The organism is Streptomyces calvus (genome assembly GCF_006782915.1).
GTDB classification, from domain to species: domain Bacteria; phylum Actinomycetota; class Actinomycetes; order Streptomycetales; family Streptomycetaceae; genus Streptomyces; species Streptomyces calvus.
In genome coordinates this window covers 1-20,509 of sequence record NZ_VCNP01000040.1, presented here as the reverse complement: position 1 = coordinate 20,509, position 20,509 = coordinate 1, and the positions used below count along the sequence as shown (strand labels likewise).

15 protein-coding genes are annotated in these 20,509 nt (G+C 71.8%); 6 read left to right on the top strand and 9 right to left on the bottom strand.

Annotation, left to right across the window (positions count from 1 at the left end; all coding sequences use genetic code 11):
* Positions 1-15: 15 nt before the first annotated feature.
* Positions 16-1,842: an acyl-CoA dehydrogenase gene (locus tag FGW31_RS16780; RefSeq protein WP_142194247.1), complete on the bottom strand. Its 1,827-nt coding sequence runs from the start codon at positions 1,840-1,842 to the stop codon at positions 16-18.
* 163 nt (positions 1,843-2,005) lie between these two features.
* Between FGW31_RS16780 and FGW31_RS16775 the strand changes: the two genes are divergently transcribed.
* Entirely contained in the window at positions 2,006-2,470 is a 465-nt protein-coding gene (locus FGW31_RS16775) for an SseB family protein (RefSeq protein ID WP_142194246.1), read from the top strand.
* A 322-nt stretch (positions 2,471-2,792) separates the two neighbouring features.
* Positions 2,793-3,776, top strand: a complete 984-nt coding sequence (locus FGW31_RS16770) for a pirin family protein (RefSeq protein WP_142194245.1) — start codon at positions 2,793-2,795, stop codon at positions 3,774-3,776.
* A 94-nt stretch (positions 3,777-3,870) separates the two neighbouring features.
* On the opposite strand, the gene FGW31_RS16765 is transcribed toward FGW31_RS16770, so the two are convergent.
* Positions 3,871-6,015 (bottom strand): SpoIIE family protein phosphatase, encoded by a 2,145-nt coding sequence (locus FGW31_RS16765; protein WP_142194244.1) that lies wholly within the window; start codon positions 6,013-6,015, stop codon positions 3,871-3,873.
* A 200-nt stretch (positions 6,016-6,215) separates the two neighbouring features.
* Between FGW31_RS16765 and aspS the strand changes: the two genes are divergently transcribed.
* Together aspS and FGW31_RS16755 are read left to right on the top strand one after the other, a co-directional pair.
* A complete protein-coding gene (gene aspS / locus FGW31_RS16760) occupies positions 6,216-7,979 on the top strand; it encodes an aspartate--tRNA ligase (RefSeq protein WP_142194243.1) in 1,764 nt (587 codons plus the stop codon).
* Between the two features lie 95 nt (positions 7,980-8,074).
* Positions 8,075-8,623, top strand: a complete 549-nt coding sequence (locus tag FGW31_RS16755) for an AAA family ATPase (protein WP_142194242.1) — start codon at positions 8,075-8,077, stop codon at positions 8,621-8,623.
* 123 nt (positions 8,624-8,746) lie between these two features.
* Here FGW31_RS16755 and FGW31_RS16750 read toward each other — a convergent pair whose 3' ends face one another.
* The 3 genes from FGW31_RS16750 to FGW31_RS16740 all read right to left on the bottom strand — a co-directional run bounded on the left by FGW31_RS16750 (position 8,747) and on the right by FGW31_RS16740 (position 13,055).
* Positions 8,747-9,112, bottom strand: a complete 366-nt coding sequence (locus FGW31_RS16750; RefSeq protein ID WP_142194241.1) for a PH domain-containing protein — start codon at positions 9,110-9,112, stop codon at positions 8,747-8,749.
* 116 nt (positions 9,113-9,228) lie between these two features.
* Positions 9,229-10,845: a methionine--tRNA ligase gene (gene metG, locus FGW31_RS16745; protein WP_142194240.1), complete on the bottom strand. Its 1,617-nt coding sequence runs from the start codon at positions 10,843-10,845 to the stop codon at positions 9,229-9,231.
* Positions 10,846-10,982: 137 nt separating this feature from the next.
* A complete protein-coding gene (locus tag FGW31_RS16740; protein WP_142194239.1) occupies positions 10,983-13,055 on the bottom strand; it encodes a VWA domain-containing protein in 2,073 nt (690 codons plus the stop codon).
* Between the two features lie 278 nt (positions 13,056-13,333).
* On the opposite strand from FGW31_RS16740, the gene FGW31_RS16735 reads away from it, so the two are divergent.
* The gene (locus FGW31_RS16735) at positions 13,334-15,403 is read left to right on the top strand and encodes a PhoX family protein (protein ID WP_142194238.1); all 2,070 of its coding nucleotides are present in this window, start codon (positions 13,334-13,336) and stop codon (positions 15,401-15,403) included.
* A 21-nt stretch (positions 15,404-15,424) separates the two neighbouring features.
* Here the strand turns inward: FGW31_RS16735 and FGW31_RS16730 are convergent, their stop codons facing one another.
* Complete coding sequence (locus tag FGW31_RS16730; protein ID WP_142194237.1) at positions 15,425-16,366, bottom strand: LysR family transcriptional regulator; 942 nt, start codon at positions 16,364-16,366, stop codon at positions 15,425-15,427.
* Positions 16,367-16,576: 210 nt separating this feature from the next.
* On the opposite strand from FGW31_RS16730, the gene snpA reads away from it, so the two are divergent.
* Positions 16,577-17,254, top strand: coding sequence for a snapalysin (gene snpA / locus FGW31_RS16725; RefSeq protein ID WP_142194236.1), 678 nt, complete (start codon positions 16,577-16,579; stop codon positions 17,252-17,254).
* 543 nt (positions 17,255-17,797) lie between these two features.
* Here snpA and FGW31_RS16720 read toward each other — a convergent pair.
* The 3 genes from FGW31_RS16720 to FGW31_RS16710 form a co-directional block, all read right to left on the bottom strand.
* Positions 17,798-18,799: an endonuclease/exonuclease/phosphatase family protein gene (locus FGW31_RS16720; protein ID WP_142194235.1), complete on the bottom strand. Its 1,002-nt coding sequence runs from the start codon at positions 18,797-18,799 to the stop codon at positions 17,798-17,800.
* A gap of 127 nt (positions 18,800-18,926) precedes the next feature.
* Complete coding sequence (locus tag FGW31_RS16715; protein WP_233452505.1) at positions 18,927-19,889, bottom strand: hypothetical protein; 963 nt, start codon at positions 19,887-19,889, stop codon at positions 18,927-18,929.
* A 111-nt stretch (positions 19,890-20,000) separates the two neighbouring features.
* Entirely contained in the window at positions 20,001-20,441 is a 441-nt protein-coding gene (locus tag FGW31_RS16710; RefSeq protein ID WP_142194234.1) for a hypothetical protein, read from the bottom strand.
* Positions 20,442-20,509: the final 68 nt, after the last annotated feature.

Sequence of the window (20,509 nt, the reverse complement as noted above, 5' to 3'; positions counted from 1 at the left end):
AGACCGGAGCAGGGGCTAGAACGCCGCCTCGTCGAGCTCCATCAGGTCCAGCTCGACGCCCTCGGCGACCTTGCGGGCCAGGGTGACGCCGGGCAGGACGTTGGCCGCGAAGAACTTCGCCGCGGCGATCTTGCCGGTGTAGAACGCCTTGTCCTTGGCGGAGGCCGTCCGGAGCTTCTCGGCGGCGACCGCGGCGCCCCGCAGGAGCAGGTAGCCGACGATCACGTCACCGGAGGCCATCAGCAGGCGGGTGGTGTTCAGGCCCACCTTGTAGATGTTCTTGACGTCCTGCTCGGTGGCCGCGAGGTCGGTGAGCATCAGGCCGACGATCGCCTCCAGCTCGACGGCCGCCTTCGCCAGGTGGTCGCGGGCGCCGGCCAGCTCCTCGCCGCCGGTGTCGAGGGCGAGGAACTTCTTGATGTCCTCGGCCAGCGAGTTCAGCGCGGCACCCTGGTTGCGGACGATCTTCCGGAAGAAGAAGTCCTGGCCCTGGATCGCGGTCGTGCCCTCGTACAGGGTGTCGATCTTGGAGTCCCGGATGTACTGCTCGATCGGGTACTCCTGGAGGAAGCCGGAGCCGCCGAAGGTCTGCAGCGACTGGGCGAGCTGCTCGTAGCCCTTCTCGGAGCCGTAGCCCTTGACGATCGGCAGGAGCAGGTCGTTCAGCGCGTGCTCGGCGGAGGCGTCCTCGCCGTTCGCCTCCTTCACCGCGATCGCGTCCTGGACGGAGGCGGTGTGGAGGACCAGGGCGCGCATGCCCTCCGCGTACGCCTTCTGCGTCATGAGCGAGCGGCGCACGTCCGGGTGGTGGGTGATGGTGACCTTGGGCGCGGTCTTGTCCATGAAGTTCGCCAGGTCGGGGCCCTGGACGCGCTCCTTGGCGTACTCCAGCGCGTTCAGGTAGCCCGTGGACAGCGTGGAGATCGCCTTCGTGCCGACCATCATGCGGGCGAACTCGATGATGCGGAACATCTGGCGGATGCCGTCGTGCTTGTCGCCGATCAGCCAGCCCTTGGCGGGGTGCCGGTCGCCGAAGGTCATCTCGCAGGTGTTGGAGGCCTTCAGGCCCATCTTGTGCTCGACGTTGGTGGCGTAGACGCCGTTGCGCTCGCCCAGCTCGCCGGTCTCGACGTCGAAGAGGTACTTCGGGACGAGGAAGAGGGACAGGCCCTTGGTGCCGGGACCGGCGCCCTCGGGGCGGGCGAGCACGTAGTGGAGGATGTTCTCCGACATGTCGTGCTCACCGGAGGTGATGAACCGCTTCACGCCCTCGATGTGCCAGGAGCCGTCCTCCTGCTGCACGGCCTTGGTGCGGCCGGCGCCCACGTCCGAACCGGCGTCCGGCTCGGTGAGGACCATCGTCGAGCCCCACTGCTTCTCGACGGCGATCTGCGCGATCTTCTTCTGGGTCTCGTTGCCCTCGTCGTAGAGGATCCCGGCGAAGGCCGGGCCGGAGGAGTACATCCACACGGCCGGGTTGGCGCCCAGGATCAGCTCGGCGTACGCCCAGATCAGCGACGGCGGCGCGGTGGTGCCGCCGATGGCCTCGGGCAGGCCCAGGCGCCAGTACTCGGAGTCCATGAAGGCCTGGTAGCTCTTCTTGAAGGACGCCGGGACCGGCGCGGTGTGGGTCTCCGGGTCGAAGACCGGCGGGTTGCGGTCGGCGTCGGTGAAGGACTCGGCGAGCTCGTTCTCCGCGAGCCGGGTCAGCTCGTCGAGGATGCTCTTCGCGGTCTCGGTGTCCATCTCCTCGAACGGGCCCGTGCCGTACAGCTTGTCGCGCCCGAGTACTTCGAAGAGGTTGAACTCGATGTCGCGGAGATTCGACTTGTAGTGCCCCATGGCGACGGCTCCGTTTGAGAGGGATCGGCGAGGCACTGACTCCTCGCGACTGATTCACGTACCGACTGGTAGCTACGATGATGCTACCCGCCGGTAATAAGAAGCAACCCCGATCGGGACATCTGTGACCCAGCCCTCCCGCGGGGTCAGTAGTCTGTGCGGCATGTACGGCTACGACCAGAACGCAGGCGCACAGCAGGGTTACGTCCCGCCGCAGCAGCAGATGCCGGGCGGGTACGGGCAGCAGGCGCCGCTGTATCCGGAGCCGTCCGCGCCCTCGCTCGCCGACGCGGTGCGCGCGTTCACCACGGGGCAGATGGCGGCCGAGGACTTCCAGCAGGTCTTCGCCACGTCGAAGGTCTACTGCCCGCGCGGCGACAACCCCGGATTCCTCGCCCTGCACAACACCCAGCAGCCGGTGATCCCGATGTTCACCTCGCTCAAGGAGCTGCGGCGGTACGCGGGCAAGGAGTCCAAGTACTTCGTGATCACCGGCGCCGAGGTGATCGACCTGCTGCCGACCGGCTACGGCTTCGTCCTGGACATGGAGGGCGAGCACCGGATGGTGTTCGACGCGAAGGCCGTGGAGGAGATGGTCGAGTTCGCGATGCGCCGCATGTACGGCTAGGTGTCACTGCTGCGCCTGCTGCGCCTGCTGCGCCTGCTGCGCCTGTGCGCCTGTGCGCCTGCTGTGCCTGCTGCGCCTGTGCGCCTGTATGCCGTGTGTCTGTGTGTCTGTGTGCCTGTGTGCCTGTGTGCCTGTCGGGCTGTGCGCCTTCGCTGCGCAGGCGCCGAGGCGTCGCGTGTGCGGTGAGGTCGTGGCCGCGCCATGGTTCGGCGGTTCCGCTCGTCGTTCGGGCCCGGAGGGAATTCCCTCCGGGCTTTCTCGGTTCGGGGTGGCAGGAAGTTCAACGCTCAACTAAAGTGGGCGTAACCGAGGAGGTACCGACATGCCTGCAGTGACCGTCGAGAACCCGTTGACGCTGCCCCGTGTGACCGCGCCCGCCGACGCCGTGGCACGTCCCGTGCTCACCGTCACGACCGCTCCGGGCGGTTTCGAGGGTGAGGGCTTCCCGGTGCGCCGGGCGTTCGCCGGGATCAACTACCGCCATCTCGACCCGTTCATCATGATGGACCAGATGGGCGAGGTGGAGTACGCGCCCGGGGAGCCGAAGGGCACCCCCTGGCACCCGCACCGCGGCTTCGAGACCGTCACGTACATCATCGACGGGATCTTCGACCACCAGGACTCCAACGGCGGTGGCGGCACCATCACCAACGGCGACACCCAGTGGATGACGGCCGGCGCCGGCCTGCTGCACATCGAGGCGCCGCCGGAGCACCTGGTCGTCTCCGGCGGGCTGTTCCACGGGCTCCAGCTGTGGGTGAACCTGCCGGCCAAGGACAAGATGATGGCCCCGCGCTACCAGGACATCCGCAGCGGCAGCGTCCAGCTGCTCACCTCCCCCGACGGCGGCGCGCTGCTCCGCGTCATCGCCGGCGAGCTGGACGGCCACGAGGGCCCGGGCATCACGCACACGCCGATCACGATGATCCACGCGACGCTCGCCCCGGGCGCCGAGATCACGCTGCCCTGGCGTGAGGACTTCAACGCGTTGGCGTACGTCCTCGCCGGGCGCGGCAGCGTCGGCGCCGAGCGGCGGCCGATCCACCTGGGCCAGACCGCCGTGTTCGGCGCGGGCTCCTCGCTGACCGTCCGCGCGGACGAGAAGCAGGACGCGCACACGCCGGACCTGGAGGTCGTCCTGCTCGGCGGCCGGCCGATCCGTGAGCCGATGGCGCACTACGGGCCGTTCGTCATGAACACCAGGGAAGAGCTCCAGCAGGCCTTCGAGGACTTCCAGAAGGGCCGCCTGGGCACGATCCCGGCCGTGCACGGAATGACCGCGGAAGGACCGAAGGACGGACAGTAAGTCCGCCGGTCCGTCGGCGGCCCGACGGCCGCCGGTGAAGCCGTCCGTCCGCGTGCGAGCCCCGTCCCGGTCACGACCGGGGCGGGGCTCGCCGTCAGTGGTGGTGGCCGTCCGCCCGCCCGTGCGCCTCGGACTCCTGCTCGTACAGCTCGAACCAGATGCTCTTGCCCTCACCGCGCGGGGCGACGCCCCAGGAGTGGGAGAGCAGCTCGACCATGAGCAGGCCGCGCCCGGAGGACGCCAGCTCGCCCGGCCTGCGCACGTGCGGCAGGTCGTCGCCGGAGTCGGTGACCTCGATGCGCATCCGGCGGCCGTCCCCGCCGTCGGTCACCTCGGCGAGCAGCAGGGCGTCGGCGTCGGTGTGCACCAGGACGTTGGTGAGCACCTCCGACAGCAGCAGCACCGCGGAGTCCACCTGGTCCGCCGAGGACCAGTCGTGCAGCAGCTCGCGCAGTTGCTGCCGGGCCGACGCGATGCGCTCGGGCTCGGCCTGCGCCACCGTCAGCATCGTGCGGCGCACCGGCGGCCGGACCGTGTCCGTGTCCGCGCCGCAGCCGCACCCCTCGCCCTGCCGGCACAGCAGCAGGACGGCGATGTCGTCCTCGCGACGGTCGGCCAGCGGGCCGGTGGTGTGGTGCGAGGAGGGGCCGTGCACCGCCTGCACCAGGGCGTCGGCCAGTTCCTCCTGATTGCCCTTGTGCTCCTCCAGGATGCCGCGCAGCCGTTGCCAGCCGGTCTCCAGGTCGTGGCCGCCGGTCTCGATCAGCCCGTCCGTGCAGATCAGCATCGTCTCGCCGGGCTCCAGCAGCAGCCGGGTGGTGGGGTAGTCGGCGTCCGGGTCGATGCCCAGGGGCAGTCCGCCCGCCGTCGGACGGGTCAGCACGGTCGCGTCGGCCATCCGGATCACCGGGTCGGGGTGCCCGGCGCGGGCTATCTCCAGGACCCCGCTCGGCGGGTCGACCTCCACGTACAGGCAGGTGGCGAAGCGCGCCTCGGCGGGATCGCCCTCGCCTATGCCGTGCAGGAAGCGGGAGGCGCGGGAGAGCACGGCGTCGGGGCGGTGGCCCTCCGAGGCGTACGCCCGCAGCGCTATCCGCAGCTGGCCCATCAGCCCGGCGGCCCGCACGTCGTGCCCCTGGACGTCTCCGATGACCAGCGCGAACCGTCCGTTCGGCAGCGGGATCACGTCGTACCAGTCGCCGCCGACCTGGAGGCCGCCGCCGGTGGGCACATAGCGGGCGGCGACGCTCATGCCCGGGATGCGCGGCCCGAGCTTCGGCATCATCGAGCGCTGCAGCCCGTCGGTCAGCGCCCGCTCGCTCTCGGCGGTGCCCGCGCGGGACAGCGCCTGGGCCAGCATCCGCGCCACGGTGGTCAGCACCGAACGCTCGTCGGGAGTGAACGCGACCGGGTAGGCGAACGCCGCCAGCCAGGCGCCCATGGTGCGGCCCGAGGCGGTCAGCGGCAGGAACGCCCAGGACCGGCGGCCGAAGCGCTGGGCGAGCGGCCAGGTGAGGGGGTAGCGCTCCTTGTACTCCTCCGGTGAGGACAGGTACACCGCGCGTCCGGTGCGCACCACCTCGGCGGCCGGGTAGTCGGTGTCGATCGGCATGTAGGTGAACGGATTGTCGGCGCCGGGCTCGTGCCCGTGGTGGCCGATGATCGTGAGCCGGTCGCCCTCGACGCCGAACACCGCCAGTCCGTCCGGTGAGAAGCCGGGCATCGACAGGTTGGCGGTGACCCGCAGCACCTCCTGCGTCGACCGTGCCTCGGCCAGCGCCCGGCCCGCGTCCAGCAGGAACGCCTCCCGGGAGCGCCGCCAGTCACCGGTGACCGCGCTGCGGCCCGCCGGCGTGCCCGGGGTCGGCTCCGTGACCTCCTGGAGGGTGCCGGTGAGGACGTAGGACTTGCGCACGTCGTCGAAGGAGGGCTTGAGACGGCTGCGCACCACCCTCATGACCCGGTTCCGGTCGTCCATGATCCGGATCCGTACCTCGGCGAGGGTGCCCTCGGCGACGGCGAGCTGGACCACTCCGGTGATCTCGTTCCAGTCGACGGGGTGCAGCCGGGAGCGGATCTGGGCCTCGGTGAGCGTCGCCTGCTCGGGGGGCAGTCCGAGCAGCCGTGCCGACATCGCGTCGACCGTGACCAGCCCGGACGCGGTGTCCCAGTGCCACAGACCGGTGTCGAGGGCCGCGAGGACGTCCCCCAGTGCGGGCAGGGGCTCACCAGTGCGCATTGCACCACTTTATGAAGATGGTGTCGAAAACTGCCACCGAAGGCGGCCGGGTGCCGACCGGGTGCCGGCCGGGCGCGGGTCGGGTGCCCGACCCGCAATGACGGAGAATGACGGAGAAGCGATCTTGGGGCGGCCGGTAGGCTTGGGGGGAGTTTCACGTGAAACAACGACCCCGATCCGCGAAGGCTGGATGAACGACGATGCATCGGTACAGGTCCCACACCTGCGGCGAGCTCCGCGCCTCTGACGTCGGCACCGACGTCCGGCTGAGTGGCTGGCTGCACAATCGGCGCGACCTGGGCGGCATCCTCTTCATCGATCTGCGCGATCACTACGGCATCACGCAGCTCGTGGCCCGCCCGGGCACCGAGGCGTACGAGGCGCTGGACAAGCTCTCCAAGGAGACGGTGGTCCGCGTCGACGGCAAGGTCGTCTCGCGCGGCGCCGAGAACGTCAACCCCGAGCTGCCGACCGGTGAGGTCGAGGTCGAGGTCGGCACCGTCGAGGTGCTGGGTGCCGCCGCCCCGCTCCCCTTCACGATCAACGCGGAGGACGGGGTCAACGAGGAGCGGCGCCTGGAGTACCGCTTCCTGGACCTGCGCCGTGAGCGCATGCACCGCAATGTCATGCTGCGCACGCAGGTGATCTCGGCGATCCGGCACAAGATGACGGCGCTGGGCTTCAACGAGATGGCGACGCCGATCCTGTCCGCGACCTCCCCCGAGGGCGCCCGCGACTTCGTCGTCCCCTCCCGTCTGAACCCGGGCAAGTTCTACGCCCTCCCTCAGGCGCCGCAGCAGTTCAAGCAGCTGCTGATGATCTCCGGCTTTGACCGCTACTTCCAGATCGCGCCCTGCTTCCGTGACGAGGACGCCCGCGCGGACCGCTCGCCGGGCGAGTTCTACCAGCTCGACGTGGAGATGAGCTTCGTCGAGCAGGAGGACGTCTTCCAGCCGATCGAGAAACTGATGACCGAGCTGTTCGAGGAGTTCGGCAACGGGCGTCACGTGACGTCCCCGTTCCCGCGCATCCCGTTCCGCGAGGCGATGCTGAAGTACGGCTCGGACAAGCCGGACCTGCGCGCCAAGCTGGAGCTCGTCGACATCACCGACGTCTTCGAGGGCTCGGAGTTCAAGGCGTTCGCCGGCAAGCACGTGCGGGCGCTGCCGGTGCCGGACGTCTCCGGCCAGCCCCGCAAGTTCTTCGACCAGCTCGGTGACTTCGCGGTCGCGCAGGGCGCGAAGGGCCTGGCGTGGGTGCGGGTGGCCGAGGACGGCTCGCTGTCCGGCCCGATCGCCAAGTTCCTCACCGAGGAGAACGTCGCCGAGCTGACCAAGCGGCTCTCGCTGGCCCCGGGCCACGCGGTGTTCTTCGGCGCGGGCGAGTTCGACGAGGTCTCGAAGATCATGGGCGCGGTGCGGGTCGAGGCCGCCAAGCGCGCCGGCCACTTCGAGGAGAACGTCTTCCGCTTCTGCTGGATCGTCGACTTCCCGATGTACGAGAAGGACGAGGAGACCGGCGCGATCGACTTCTCGCACAACCCGTTCTCGATGCCGCAGGGCGGTCTGGAGGCCCTGGAGACCCAGGACCCGCTGGACATCCTGGGCTGGCAGTACGACATCGTCTGCAACGGTGTCGAGCTGTCCTCCGGCGCGATCCGGAACCACGAGCCGGAGATCATGCTGAAGGCGTTCGAGATCGCGGGCTACGACCGGGAGACGGTCGAGGAGAAGTTCGCCGGCATGCTCCGCGCGTTCCGCTTCGGCGCCCCGCCGCACGGCGGCATCGCTCCGGGCGTCGACCGCATCGTGATGCTCCTCGCCGACGAGCCCAACATCCGCGAGACCATCGCCTTCCCGCTCAACGGCAACGCCCAGGACCTCATGATGGGCGCCCCGACGGAGCTGGACGAGGCCCGCCTGAAGGAACTGCACCTGACGGTGCGCAAGCCGCAGCCGAAGTAACCCGGCAGCGTGGAAGGGCCCGGAACCGACATCATGGTTCCGGGCCCTTCGCCGTCGGAGAACGACCAGTCGTGCAGATTCTGGAGGTCGGCCGCGTGACAGCGGGATCGGAGCGGTTCGTCGTCATCACGGGAGGGCCGGGGTCCGGGAAGAGCACCCTGATCGACCAGTTGCAGGGGATGGGCTTCGTGCGGTCCGTCGAGGCGGGACGCGGTGTCATCCAGGACCAGACGGCGATCGGCGGCTCCGCGCTGCCGTGGGCCGATCGCGCGCGCTTCGCCGAGCTGATGCTCGGCTGGGAGATGCGCTCCTTCCGTATGGCGGCCGAAGAGGCGGGGCCGGTCTTCTTCGACCGCGGCATCCCGGACATCGTGGGATACCTGCGGCTGGAGGGACTGCCCGTCCCGGACCACGTCCACACCGCCGCGCGAACGTTCCGTTACCACCGGCGCGTACTCATCGCACCTCCCTGGCCGGAGATCTACGAACAGGACAGTGAGCGCAAGCAGTCGTTCGCCGAGGCCGAGCGCACCTACGAGGCGATGGTCGCCGCCTACACCGCCTACGGCTACGAACTGACCCACCTGCCGCTCGCCCCCGTCGCCGAACGCGCCCGGTTCGTCACCACCTTCGTGAAGCGATGACGCGATGCACCGGGTGTGCGGTGCGGTGACCGTGAACGACGACCGGTGCGCTCACGGTCGGTGCGTTCGCGGTCGGTGCGTCCGGCCCGTGCGACGCTTTTGCGACGCCTTCGCGCGTGCGGGTCAGCGGGCGACGAACTGGGTGAGGATGGCCTGGACTTCGTAGATGTCGACGCCCTTGGTGAAGGTCTTCTGGATGGGGGTCTGGGCTCCCGAGAGCCAGATCTTCAGCTCCGCGTCCAGGTCGAAGTGACCGGCGGTCTCGACCGCGAAGTGCGTGATGCTGCGGTAGGGAATCGAGTGGTACTCCGTCTTCTTCCCGGTGATGCCCTGCTTGTCGACCAGGATGAGGCGGCGGTCGGTGAACAGGATGGTGTCGCGGATCAGCAGGAACGCGGCGTGCACCTGCTCGCCGTGGCCGAGCAGCCGGGCGTAGTCCTGCTGGGCCTGCACCGGGTCGACGGTGTGCGCGTTGCCGAAGAGTGCCATGGAAGATCCCCCACGTGAGTGCCGGCGGCCGGACGGACGCCTTCACGTGATCTTCGCAAAACACCGGGCCCGGGAGAAGGTCGGATCGTCTCCCGGGCCCGGCTGTAGCACGTGCGTTACGCGCTCGGCTTCTCCTCGAGACGCGGGAAGAGGACCGCGCCCTTGGTGACCGTCGAGCCGGCGGGCAGCAGGCCCCAGGTGCCGGCCTCCTGGACCTTCTGGTCCGCGAGGGCGCCGAGGGAGGCCTCCGCGCCGAGGGAGTCCCACAGCTTCTGCGAGGTCTCCGGCATGACCGGGTTCAGCAGGACCGCGACCGCGCGCAGGGACTCCGCGGCCGTGTAGAGGATCGTCGCCAGGCGGGCCTTGCCCTCGTCGGAGGTGTCCTTGGCGACCTTCCAGGGCTCCTGCTCGGTGATGTAGCCGTTGACCTGCTTCACGAAGTCGAACACGGCCAGGATGCCGCCCTGGAAGTCCAGCTCGTCGCCGATCTTCCGGTCGGCCTCCGCGACGGCCTTCGCCAGGCCGTCGTGGACCGCCCGCTCCGCGTCGCCGTCGGCCGTCGACGCCGGCAGCTCGCCGCCGAAGTACTTGCCGACCATCGCCGCCACGCGGGAGGCGAGGTTGCCGTAGTCGTTCGCCAGCTCGCTGGTGTAGCGGGCGGAGAAGTCCTCCCAGGAGAAGGAGCCGTCCTGGCCGAAGGCGATGGCCCGCAGGAAGTACCAGCGGTACGCGTCCACACCGAAGTGCGAGGTGAGGTCCTGCGGCTTGATGCCGGTCAGGTTGGACTTGCTCATCTTCTCGCCGCCGACCATCAGCCAGCCGTTCGCGGCGATCTTCCCGGGCAGCGGCAGGCCCTGCGCCATCAGCATGGCCGGCCAGATGATCGCGTGGAAGCGGAGGATGTCCTTGCCGACCAGGTGGACGTCGGCGGGGAACGTCGCCTCGAACTTCTCCGGGTTCTCGTTGTAGCCGACCGCGGTGGCGTAGTTCAGCAGCGCGTCGACCCACACGTAGATCACGTGCTTGTCGTCCCACGGGACGGGCACGCCCCAGTCGAACGTCGAGCGGGAGATCGACAGGTCCTGCAGGCCCTGGCGGACGAAGTTCACGACCTCGTTGCGCGCCGACTCGGGCTGGATGAAGCCCGGGTTGGCTTCGTAGTGGGCGAGCAGCTTCTCGCCGTACTCGCTCAGCTTGAAGAAGTAGTTCTCCTCGCTGAGGATCTCCACCGGCTTCTTGTGGATCGGGCACAGCTTCTGGCCCGCGTACTCGCCCTCGCCGTCGAGCAGCTCACCGGGGAGCTTGTACTCCTCGCAGCCGACGCAGTACGGGCCCTCGTAGCCGCCCTTGTAGATCTCGCCCTTGTCGTAGAGATCCTGGACGAACTCCTGGACGCGGTCGGTGTGCCGCTTCTGCGTGGTGCGGATGAAGTCGTCGTTCGCGATGTCGAGGTGCTCCCACAGGGGCTTCCAGGCCTCGGTGACGAGCTTGTCGGCCCAGGCCTGCGGGGTGACCCCGTTCGCCTCGGCCGTGCGCATGATCTTCTGACCGTGCTCGTCCGTGCCGGTGAGGTACCACACCTTCTCGCCGCGCTGACGGTGCCAGCGCGTGAGCACGTCCCCTGCGACGGTCGTGTAGGCGTGGCCCAGGTGAGGAGCGTCGTTGACGTAGTAGATGGGGGTCGAGACGTAGTACGCCTTCGCCCCCTGCTTCTCGGATCCAGTGGCCGCCATGGTCGAAATCCTACTGGCCCCGTGGAGATCGACTCACACGCGTTTCGGGGCGGGCGGTGCGTGCGTACGGGACGGTCCGTCCGTACGTGCGCACCGCCCGCCCCGGTGGGTCGGGCCGGCCCGGGCCGGGCCCGGGGTCAGGGCCGCCAGGTGGCGAGGATGCCCTCGTACAGCTCCTGGTCGGTGAGCTCGCGCGGGGTGGGGCCCGCGTGGAAGAACGACGCGTTGCCGGTCTTCAGCTTGCGGAGGTAGTCGAACGCCTTGTTGTCGTGCTCACCGAAGGCGACGAAGGAGAAGAACACGGCCGGGTGGTTCTTCGCCGCGTCGTTCAGCGCCTGGGTGGCGGGGGTCTTGGCGTCGGGGGCGCCGTCGGTCTGGAAGACCACCAGGGCGGGGGTGCCGGCCGGCTCGTCCGCGTGGCGCGCGAGGACGGCCTCCACGGCGGCGTGGTAGCTGGTACGGCCCATGCGGCCGAGGCCGGCGTGCAGCTCGTCGATCCTGTTCTCGTGGTCGGTGAGGGTCAGCTCGCCGGTGCCGTCGAGTTCGGTGGAGAAGAAGACGACGTGGACGGTCGCGTCCGTGTCGAGGGCGGCGGCGAGGGCGAGGGTCTGCTCGCCGAGGGCCTGCGCGGAGCCGTCCTTGTAGTACGGGCGCATGGAGGCGGAGCGGTCGAGTACGAGGTAGACCTTGGCGCGGGTGCCGGTGAGGCCGTTCTTGGCGAGGGCGGCGGTGGCGGCGTGGTGGGCGGTGGTGAGGGTGGGCGGGACGTCGGCGGTGGGGGCGGGGTCGCGCTCGGGCTCGGTCGCGTTGTCGGCCTCGGCTTCGCCTTCGGCCGGGGCGTCGTTCCCACCCGCACCACCCGTGCCGGTTGCGTCGTCGGGTGCGGGTGCCGCCTGTGGGGCGGCCTCGCCGTCGGCGGCCTCGGGTGCCTCGGGTGCCTCGGGTGCCTCGGCGGCCTCGCGGGCCTCGGTGGCCTTGGTGGCGGGCTCGGGCTCGGGTGCGGCGGTGGTGGCCGCCTCGGGCTCCTGGGCGGTGAGCTCGGGTGCCTCGGGGGTGGCCTCGGGCTCCTGGGCGGTGGCCGCAGGCTCCTCGGCGGCGGCCTCGGGCTCCGGCTTGGATTCCGGCTCGGGCTCGGGCTCCGGAGCGGTTGCGGGCTCGGGCTCCGGCTCCGGCTCGGGAGCGGCTGCGGGCTGCGGCTCGGCCTTCGGCGTGGTGTCGGCTTCGGGCTTCGCCTCCGCTTCCGGCTCCGCCGCGGGCTCTTCCACGGAAGCTTCGGTGTCGGGAGTCGCCTCGGGCTCTTCCACCGAGGCTTCGGTGTCGGGAGTCGCCTCGGGCTCCGCCTTCGTCTCCGCCTCGGGGGCCGGGCTCGGCTCGGGCTCCGGGGTCGGCTCGGCTTCGGGCGTCGCCTCGGGCTCCACGGCAGCCGTCGCTTGCGGTTCGGGCTCGGGCTCGGGCTCGGGGGCAGCCTCCGGCTCCGGCTCCGGCTCGGGCTTGGTCTCCGGCTCGGCCTCCGCCTCGGCTTCGGCCTCGGGCTTGGCCTCCGCCTCCGGGGCTGTCTCCGGCTCGGGCTTCACCTCGGCCTCGGGCTCGGCCTTAGCCTCCGCCTCCGCCTCCGCCTCGGGCTTCGCCTCCGCCTCAGGGGCCGCCTCCGGCTCCGTTGCCTCGGCCTCCGCCTGCGGGGTCTCGGTCTGGGCGGGCTCCGCGTCCGCGGCCTCCGCCTCCACCGGTGCCGTCTCCGGCTTCGCGGGCTCCACTGCCGTCGGCTCCGCGGCCTCGACGGTCGGCTCCACTGCCGTCGGCTCCGGCGCCTCGGCCGTCGGCTCTGTGGGCTTGTCCGACGGGGTGGTGGGCCTCGGGACCGTGACGTTGTCGAAGGCCGCGGAGACGAGGTCGTGCTCCTCGCGGGGCTCCGGCACGGAGGCCGTGCGGGACGGCGGGGTGGGCTCGCTGGACGGGGCCGGCACCTTCGGGGCCGCGGACGTCGCTGCCGCCGTCTCCGTGGACGCCGCTGCGGACGTCTCCGTCGCGGTCGCCGGTGCCGAGTCCGTGGCGGGCTTCGCGGCCGGTTCGGGCGACGGCGTGGTGTCCGGGCCGGAGGATGCCGAGGACGTGCGCGTCGTCCCGGCGGCCTCCGCCGCACCCTCCGCTTCGGCGCCCCTCGCTTTGCGTGACCGTCCGAACGCGTTCCGCAGGAGAGTGAGAATGCCCATGTGCGCAACCCTTCGCGTGAGTTGATGCCCGTCAATCCCTGGCCAGGACGGACACGTAAGGTTAGCGGCCCGCAAAGGTGATCTTGGGCAGGGTTGGGTTTGCGGGACCGAAGATGTCAAGAGGGCGAACCGGTCGGCGAGGCTCGTACCGCCGTTCTCATGCGCAACTTCCCGAACGCTGCCGCAGGTTCACTCTCCGTTCACCCGGGCGCCCGGCTACCGCACATATGTGCCCCTACGGTCGCGCTGACACCACGGGCACCCAAGGAGAGAAAAACGTGCGAAAGCTGCTGCCGTTGATCGGAACGCCGTCCGGTTCTCACCCCGGCGGCCGGTCCGCCATGACCTGTCGTTTCCGGTGTGGTGACGCCTGCTTCCACGAGGTGCCCAACACCAGCTCCAACGAGTACGTCGGTGACGTCATCGCCGGTGCCCTCAGCCGCCGTTCCATGATGCGCGCCGCCGCCGTCGTGACCGTCGCCGCGGCCGGCGCCGGTGCGGCCGGTGTCGCCGCCGCGCCCGAGGCGCAGGCCGCGCCCGCCGCCAAGGGCGGCTCGCGCAAGCCGCAGGGCGCCCGCGGCCTGCGGTTCACGCCCGTTGCGCCGAACACCGCCGACGCCGTGACCGTGCCGGAGGGCTACCGGCAGGACGTCGTGATCCGCTGGGGCGAGCCCATCCTGCGCGGTGCGCCGGCCTTCGACCCGGAGAAGCAGAGCGCCGAGGCGCAGGCCGGCCAGTTCGGCTACAACTGCGACTTCCTGTCGCTGCTGCCGCTGCGCGGCGAGCGCGGCCGCCAGCTGCTGGTCGCCAACCACGAGTACACGGACGAGGTCCTGATGTTCCGGGACTACGACCCGGAGAACCCCACCCGTGAGCAGGTGGAGATCGCCTGGGCCGCGCACGGCTTCTCGGTGGTCGCGGTGGACGAGGACCGCAGGAGCGGCAGGCTGACGCCCGTCCCGCGGCACCAGCTCAACCGGCGCCTGACCGCCACCTCCGAGTTCCGGCTCACCGGGCCGGTCGCCGGCTCCGACCTGGTGAAGACCTCCGCCGACCCGAGCGGCACCAAGGTCCTCGGCACGCTCAACAACTGCTCCGGCGGCACCACCCCGTGGGGCACCACGCTGCACGGCGAGGAGAACTTCAACCAGTACTTCGCGAACAGCAGCCGCGCCACCGACAAGCGGTACGGCATCGGCACCGGCGCCACCGAGCGCAAGTGGGAGCGTTTCGACAAGCGGTTCGACGTCGCCCAGGAGCCGAACGAGGTGCACCGGTTCGGGTACGTCGTCGAGCTCGACCCGTACGACCCCGACTCGGTGCCGCGCAAGCACACCGCGCTCGGCCGGTTCAAGCACGAGGCCGCGACCGTGCGGCTGACGCACGACGGGCGTCCGGTCGTGTACTCCGGTGACGACGAGCGCTTCGACTACTTCTACAAGTTCGTCAGCAGCAAGCGGATGCGGCACGGCAACAGCCGCTCGGCGCGCGAGCACAACCTGTCGCTGCTCGACGAGGGCACGCTGTACGTCGCCAAGCTCACCGGTGACTCCCCGGCCATCGAGATCGACGGCACCGGCAAGCTGCCGAAGGACGGCGAGTTCGACGGCAGCGGCCAGTGGATCCCGCTGGCCACCGCCACCGCCGACGGCGCCGTCTCGCACGTCGAGGGCATGACCGCCGAGGAGGTGTTCGTCTTCACGCGCCTGGCCGGCGACAAGGTGGGCGCCACCAAGATGGACCGCCCCGAGGACATCGAGCCCAACCCGGTCACCGGCAAGGTCTACGTCGCCCTCACCAACAACTCCAACCGCGGCAAGGCCGGTTACGCCGCCGCCGACGAGGCCAACCCGCGCAACCTCAACAAGCACGGCCACGTGCTGGAGCTGACCGAGCGCTGGAACCGGCCGGAGAGCACCACGTTCGCCTGGTCGCTGTTCCTGGTCGCGGGCGACCCGGAGGACCCGGCGACGTACTTCGCCGGTTTCCCGAAGGAGTCCGTCAGCCCGATCTCCTGCCCGGACAACGTCGCCTTCGACGCCCACGGCAACCTGTGGATCTCCACCGACGGTGCCGCTCTCGGCTCCCACGACGGCCTCTTCGGAGTCGCCACGCGCGGCGACCGGCGCGGTGAGCTGAAGCAGTTCCTGACCGTGCCGAACGGCGCGGAGACCTGCGGTCCGATCATCCAGGACCGGCGGGTGCTCGTCGCCGTGCAGCACCCGGGCGAGGTGGACGGCGCGACGGTGGACCAGCCGGCCAGCACCTGGCCCGACGGGCCGGGCACCTACGTCCGGCCGGCCGTGGTGGCGGTGTGGCGCGAGGACGGCCGGGACATCGGCGTCTGACGCGTCGCTTCCGCAGCGGTGTCACGGGAGGGCCGGGACGGGAAGTCCCGGCCCTCCGCTTTCCAGCCACTCCCGGTACGCCGGAGCCTGGCCCACCACCTCCCGGTACGCCTCGACCAGGTCCGGATAGACGCCCTCCAGTTCGGTGTCCGTACGGGCCGCCAGCAGCAGCCGCACGCCGAGCGGGTCGCCGTACAGCCGGCGCACCGCGGTCTCGGGGCGGGGCAGCGAGGTCGGCTGGCAGACGGTGACGACCTCGCCGATGGCGACCAGGGACGCGGCGGTGTGGTAGTCGCCGTGCAGCACGCGCGGGTTGATGCCGGCGGCGCGCAGGACCCGCCGTACGGCGTCCCATTCGCCGTCGACCGCGGGGTCGATCATCCAGCGGTCGCCGGCCAGGTCGGACAGGTGGACGACCGGGTGCGCGGCGGCCGGGTGGTCGGCCGGCAGGGAGACGAACTGCGGTTCGCGCTCGACCAGGACCCGGATGCTCAGGCCCTCGGGGACGCGCAGCGGGCAGCCCTCGACCTCGTGCACGAAGGCCACGTCGAGCTGGCCGTCGGCGACCATCCGCAGCAGGGCGTTGGCGGAGACGTCCATGTGCAGGGTGGGCTCCTGGCAGTGCCGGCGCAGCCGCCGCAGCCAGCCCGCCAGGGCGCGGCTGGCGGTGGAGCCGATGCGCAGCTGCCGGCCGCCGGCCGCGGCGGCGCGGGCCTCGGTGACCAGGGAGCGCAGTTCGGTCACCAGCGGCCGGGCGCGGCTGAGCACCAGCCGGCCCAGGGGGGTGGGGCGGCAGCCGGTGCGCGCGCGGACGAACAGCGTGCCGCCCAGCTCCTGTTCGATGCGCCGCAGCTGCGTGCTCAACGAGGGCTGCGCCACTCCGAGTTGGCGCGCGGCCCGGTGCAGGCTGCCGGTGTCGGCGATCGCGCAGAGCGCTCTGAGGTGCCTGACCTCCAGTTCCATGCACTGGGAGCGTAAAGCGGAAGTTCCGCTTTCACCAGAGACACAAATCCCGCCCGTTCGGGCCGAGTCGGGCGTCCGGTGCCCGTGCGGAGCGGGTGGCCGGAGCGGGGCGATAGGCCGGTCCTATCGCCGGTTGCCATCATCACAGCCGCCGTACGGGCGCGGACACTCACCGATGACATGACTCACCCCCACCACCAGGAGTCATCCATGCGCATGCGCACACCCCTGTCCGTGCTCGCCGCCACCGGTCTCGGCCTGACGGCCCTCGGCCTCGGCACCGCTCCCGCCTCCGCGGCGACCGCCCCCGACGCGGCGGCCCCGGTCGCCGCGTACGCCGGTTCCGCGGAGGAGGCCGCGGCCAACCGCGCCTTCTTCGAGGCGGTGCTGAAGTCGGCGGCCGAGAAGCGCGCCGCGAACCCGACCGGCACGGCCGCCGTCACCGTCGTCTACGACGCCTCCCGGGCGCCCTCGTTCGCCACGCAGATAGCCCGCAGCACCCAGATCTGGAACAGCTCGGTGTCGAACGTCAGACTCCAGTCGGGCACCTCGGGCGCCGACTTCGCGTACTACGAGGGCAACGACTCGCGCGGCTCGTACGCCTCCACCGACGGGCACGGCAACGGCTACATATTCCTCGACTACCAGCAGAACCAGACCTACGACTCCACGCGCGTGACCGCGCACGAGACCGGCCACGTGCTCGGCCTGCCGGACAACTACTCGGGTCCGTGCAGCGAGCTGATGTCCGGTGGCGGCCCCGGCCCGTCCTGCACCAACGCCTACCCGAACGCCACCGAGCGGTCCCGGGTGAACCAGCTGTGGGCGAACGGCTTCGCCGCCGCGCTGGACAAGGCGGAGAAGGCGCTGGAGAAGTCCGGGCGCTGACCGCCGGTCCCACGCGCCGACCCAACGGGCCGCCACCGTCCGGTGGCGGCCCGCACGTCTGCCCCGGCCCTCGCCCGCCCGTCCCGGCCACCGTGCACTGCCGGCCGCCGTGCGTCACGTATGTGTCGCGTCCCGGGCGTTGCGTGTGCCGTCCCGGCTGCCGCTCGTCTGTCGTCCGGTCGGCGCACGCCGGTCTCGGCGCCGTTCGTCGGGCGTGCACCGGCTGCCGCACGTCTGTCGCGGCTTCCGGCTTCCTGTGCCGGCCGCCGTGCGTCACGTATGTGTCGCGTCCCGGGCGTTGCGTGTGCCGTCCCGGCTGCCGCGCGCCCGTCGTCGGCCGCCGCACGCCGGTTCCGGCGCCGTTCGTCGGGCGTGCAGCGGCTGCCGCACGTCTGTCGCGGCTTCCGTGCGTCACGTATGCGTCGCGTCCCGGGCGTTGCGTGTGCCGTCCCGGCTTCCGCGCGCCCGTCGTCCGGCCGGCGCACGCCGGTTTCGGCTCGCCTGCCGGGGTGGGCTGTTGTCGCCGGTCCGGGTGTGCCGGTCTCACCCGCCGGCGTGCAGGGTGAGGTCGACGACCAGGGCGCGGTGGTCGGTGTCGGGCAGGTCGAGGAAGCGGGCGCGTTGCGCGGCGAACTCCTCGCTGACCAGGACGTGGTCGATCTGCGTGCCGAACGCCGGGGCGGTCCGCGAGGGCCAGGTCGGCGTCCGGTCCGCGCCGTCCAGCCGGGCCGCGTCGCGCAGCCCGGTGTCGAGGATGCGGCGGAAGGCGGCGTGGTCCTGGGAGGCGTTGAAGTCCCCGGCGAGCACGGTCGGGGTGTCCCGGTCGGCGGCGGCCGCCTCGCGCAGCCGGCCGAGTTCCCGCTGCCACAGGCCCACCTGGTCGGGGAGCGGCGGCATGGGGTGGGCGAGCTGGAGCCGTACGGGGTGGCCGTCGACGTCGGCGACGGCACCGGGCATGCCCATGGTGCCGGGCACCGCGTCCCGGGCCGTGAGCGGGAAGCGGCTGAGGATGACGGAGCCCGCGGAGCCGCCGCCCTCGACCGCCTGCCGGTGCGGATGGGTGCCGGCCAGCTCCCGCCGCAGCGTGGCGGCGCACCTGTACTCGCATTCCTGGACGAACACGAGGTCCGGTTCCTCGCGGCGGACGGCGTCGACCAGCGCGCCGGTGCCCTGGCCGAACTCCACGTTGGCGGTCAGGACCCGCAGGTCGGCGACGGGCGGCCCGGCCGGCTCGCCCGTCCTGCCGTACGGCTCGATGTACCAGGCCAGCAGGCCGAGCAGGGCCACGCCCCACACGGCGCCGGTCCACCACCGGGCGAGCACGGTGCACAGCAGCCCGGCGGCGGTGGGCACCAGCAGCCAGGGCAGGAAGGCCAGCAGCTGCGGTACGGGCGTGATGCCGTCGGTGTCGGCGATCCGGCAGCCGACGACCGCGCTGACCCCGGCGAACAGCAGCGCCGCGCACCAGACGCCGGACCGCCGGCCCCGGCCGGACCGCCCGGCCCGGTCGTCGCCGGCCGTCGGATCGGCAGTGGCGGTGTCCACCGTGCGGCCCTCCGCTCGTCGTCGTGATGCCCGGATCCTCCCCCGGGCACGCTGGTGAAGACGAGCCCGGGCGACGGCGGGTTGCGACGGTCGCGGGCCGCGGGCCGCGGGTCGGGAGGGGTGCGGGTCAGGCGCGGGTGCCGGGCGGGGCGGGTGCGGGGGTGCCGGATCCGGGGGTCGCGGCGACCGCGGCGGGCGCGGGGGCCGTGGGGGAGGGGGTGCGGTGGAGGCGGAGCGGGCGGCGGCCGGTCAGCCAGGAGGCCAGGGCCACGGCCAGGCCCAGCGCCAGGAGCAGCCAGGACGCCGTGCGCAGCGTGGCGGTGAGGGCGTCGTAGACGGCTGCCGCCGCCGGGCGGTGCAGACGGTCGGACAGGTCGGCGAGGGTGAGGTGGCGTCCGACGGCGACCGCGACGGCGAGCAGCGCGCCGCCCAGCGCCGTCCCCAGCCCGGTGGCGGTCAGCGCGCGGCGGCGGCATGCGGCGACGGCGATCCCGGCGGCGGCGAGCACGACGGTCCCGAGCGGCAGCCAGAACGCGGCGGCGTCCAGCACGTGGTAGCCCTTCCGGAGCGCGGGCACCTCGTCGGCGGGCAGCACCGCGACCCGGGTGTGCGCGACGGGGATGCGGTCGGCGAACGGCACGTGGTCGGCGGTGAGCCGCTGCCGCACCTGCGCGGCGACGGGGGCGAGGTCGACGGTGACCGGGCCGTGGGCGGCCGCGTCGTCGCGCAGCGCGCGCAGGACCGCGTCGTGGACGGCCCGGTTGCCCGCCTCCCACGCCGTGCGGAACGCCTCGGTCCGGGTGAACGACCGCACCGCGTCCCGGACGAACGGGGCGACCGTGGTGTGCGCCGCACCGGGGGCCAGCTCCCGTACGGCCTCGTCCCCGACGGTGTCGGCGACCGCGTCCCGCACGTCCGGGTCGGCGGCCAGCGGCGCCATCGTGCTGACGTACCGCCCGGTGTCGGCCAGCCCGAACGCCGCCCAGGCGGCGAGGGCGCCGCAGGGCGCGAGCAGGCAGGCGAGGGCGACCAGCGTCGCTGACAGGGCGTTGCGCAGGCGGGCGCGGCGGGGGAGGTCGGTCGGGGGCACGCTTCCAGGCAAGGCGCCGGGCGGCGGGCGCGCCAGCGCTGGGCGTGCGTACGGGTGCGGTGCGGGGCCGAACGGGCGGTACGACCGCCCGGCCCGGACGGTCGGGAGGCGTCATCCGGTGCGGGGGCCCGCCGCGTCCTCGTGCGTGTAGAAGCGGTAGAACATCACGGCGAAGACGCCCGCCGCGACGGCCAGCCCCAGGGCCGTGGACCGGAGCACGCTCCCGTCGGCCTGGTTGAACAGGAAACCGACCGCGGTGCCGCTGAAGGCGGCCCAGGCCACCGCGTGCATCTCGCGCCGCAGCTTCGGGGCCAGGGCGAGCAGCGCCATGAAGACCAGGGCGAACACCAGCGCGGTGAGGAAGCCGAACAGCAGGTTCCAGCCGGTGACCGGCCCCGCGTCGCGCCGGTTGGCCGCCGCCCAGTAGCCGAACACCAGTCCGACGAGGACGGGGACCGCCAGTTTCGCCGCCCGGTGGGCCCGCGGACCGAAGAGGTCGGCCGGGCCGGCCCGCTCGGCCGTGCGCCCGGACCGGGGGGCCGCATGCGCCATGGGAGCACTCCTCTCTCCTGGCCCCCGCCTACCAGCGCACACCTGTCGCGGCCCGGCGGCAAGTCGGC

Bases quoted from the DNA above. Each gene is read 5' to 3' on its own strand.
- FGW31_RS16780 (WP_142194247.1), bottom strand. From the start codon at position 1,842: ATGGGGCACTACAAGTCGAATCTCCGCGACATCGAGTTCAACCTCTTC.
- FGW31_RS16765 (WP_142194244.1), bottom strand. From the start codon at position 6,015: ATGCGCACTGGTGAGCCCCTGCCCGCACTGGGGGACGTCCTCGCGGCC.
- aspS (WP_142194243.1), top strand. From the start codon at position 6,216: ATGCATCGGTACAGGTCCCACACCTGCGGCGAGCTCCGCGCCTCTGAC.
- FGW31_RS16770 (WP_142194245.1), top strand. From the start codon at position 2,793: ATGCCTGCAGTGACCGTCGAGAACCCGTTGACGCTGCCCCGTGTGACC.
- FGW31_RS16710 (WP_142194234.1), bottom strand. From the start codon at position 20,441: ATGGCGCATGCGGCCCCCCGGTCCGGGCGCACGGCCGAGCGGGCCGGC.
- FGW31_RS16775 (WP_142194246.1), top strand. From the start codon at position 2,006: ATGTACGGCTACGACCAGAACGCAGGCGCACAGCAGGGTTACGTCCCG.
- snpA (WP_142194236.1), top strand. From the start codon at position 16,577: ATGCGCATGCGCACACCCCTGTCCGTGCTCGCCGCCACCGGTCTCGGC.
- FGW31_RS16740 (WP_142194239.1), bottom strand. From the start codon at position 13,055: ATGGGCATTCTCACTCTCCTGCGGAACGCGTTCGGACGGTCACGCAAA.
- metG (WP_142194240.1), bottom strand. From the start codon at position 10,845: ATGGCGGCCACTGGATCCGAGAAGCAGGGGGCGAAGGCGTACTACGTC.
- FGW31_RS16730 (WP_142194237.1), bottom strand. From the start codon at position 16,366: ATGGAACTGGAGGTCAGGCACCTCAGAGCGCTCTGCGCGATCGCCGAC.
- FGW31_RS16750 (WP_142194241.1), bottom strand. From the start codon at position 9,112: ATGGCACTCTTCGGCAACGCGCACACCGTCGACCCGGTGCAGGCCCAG.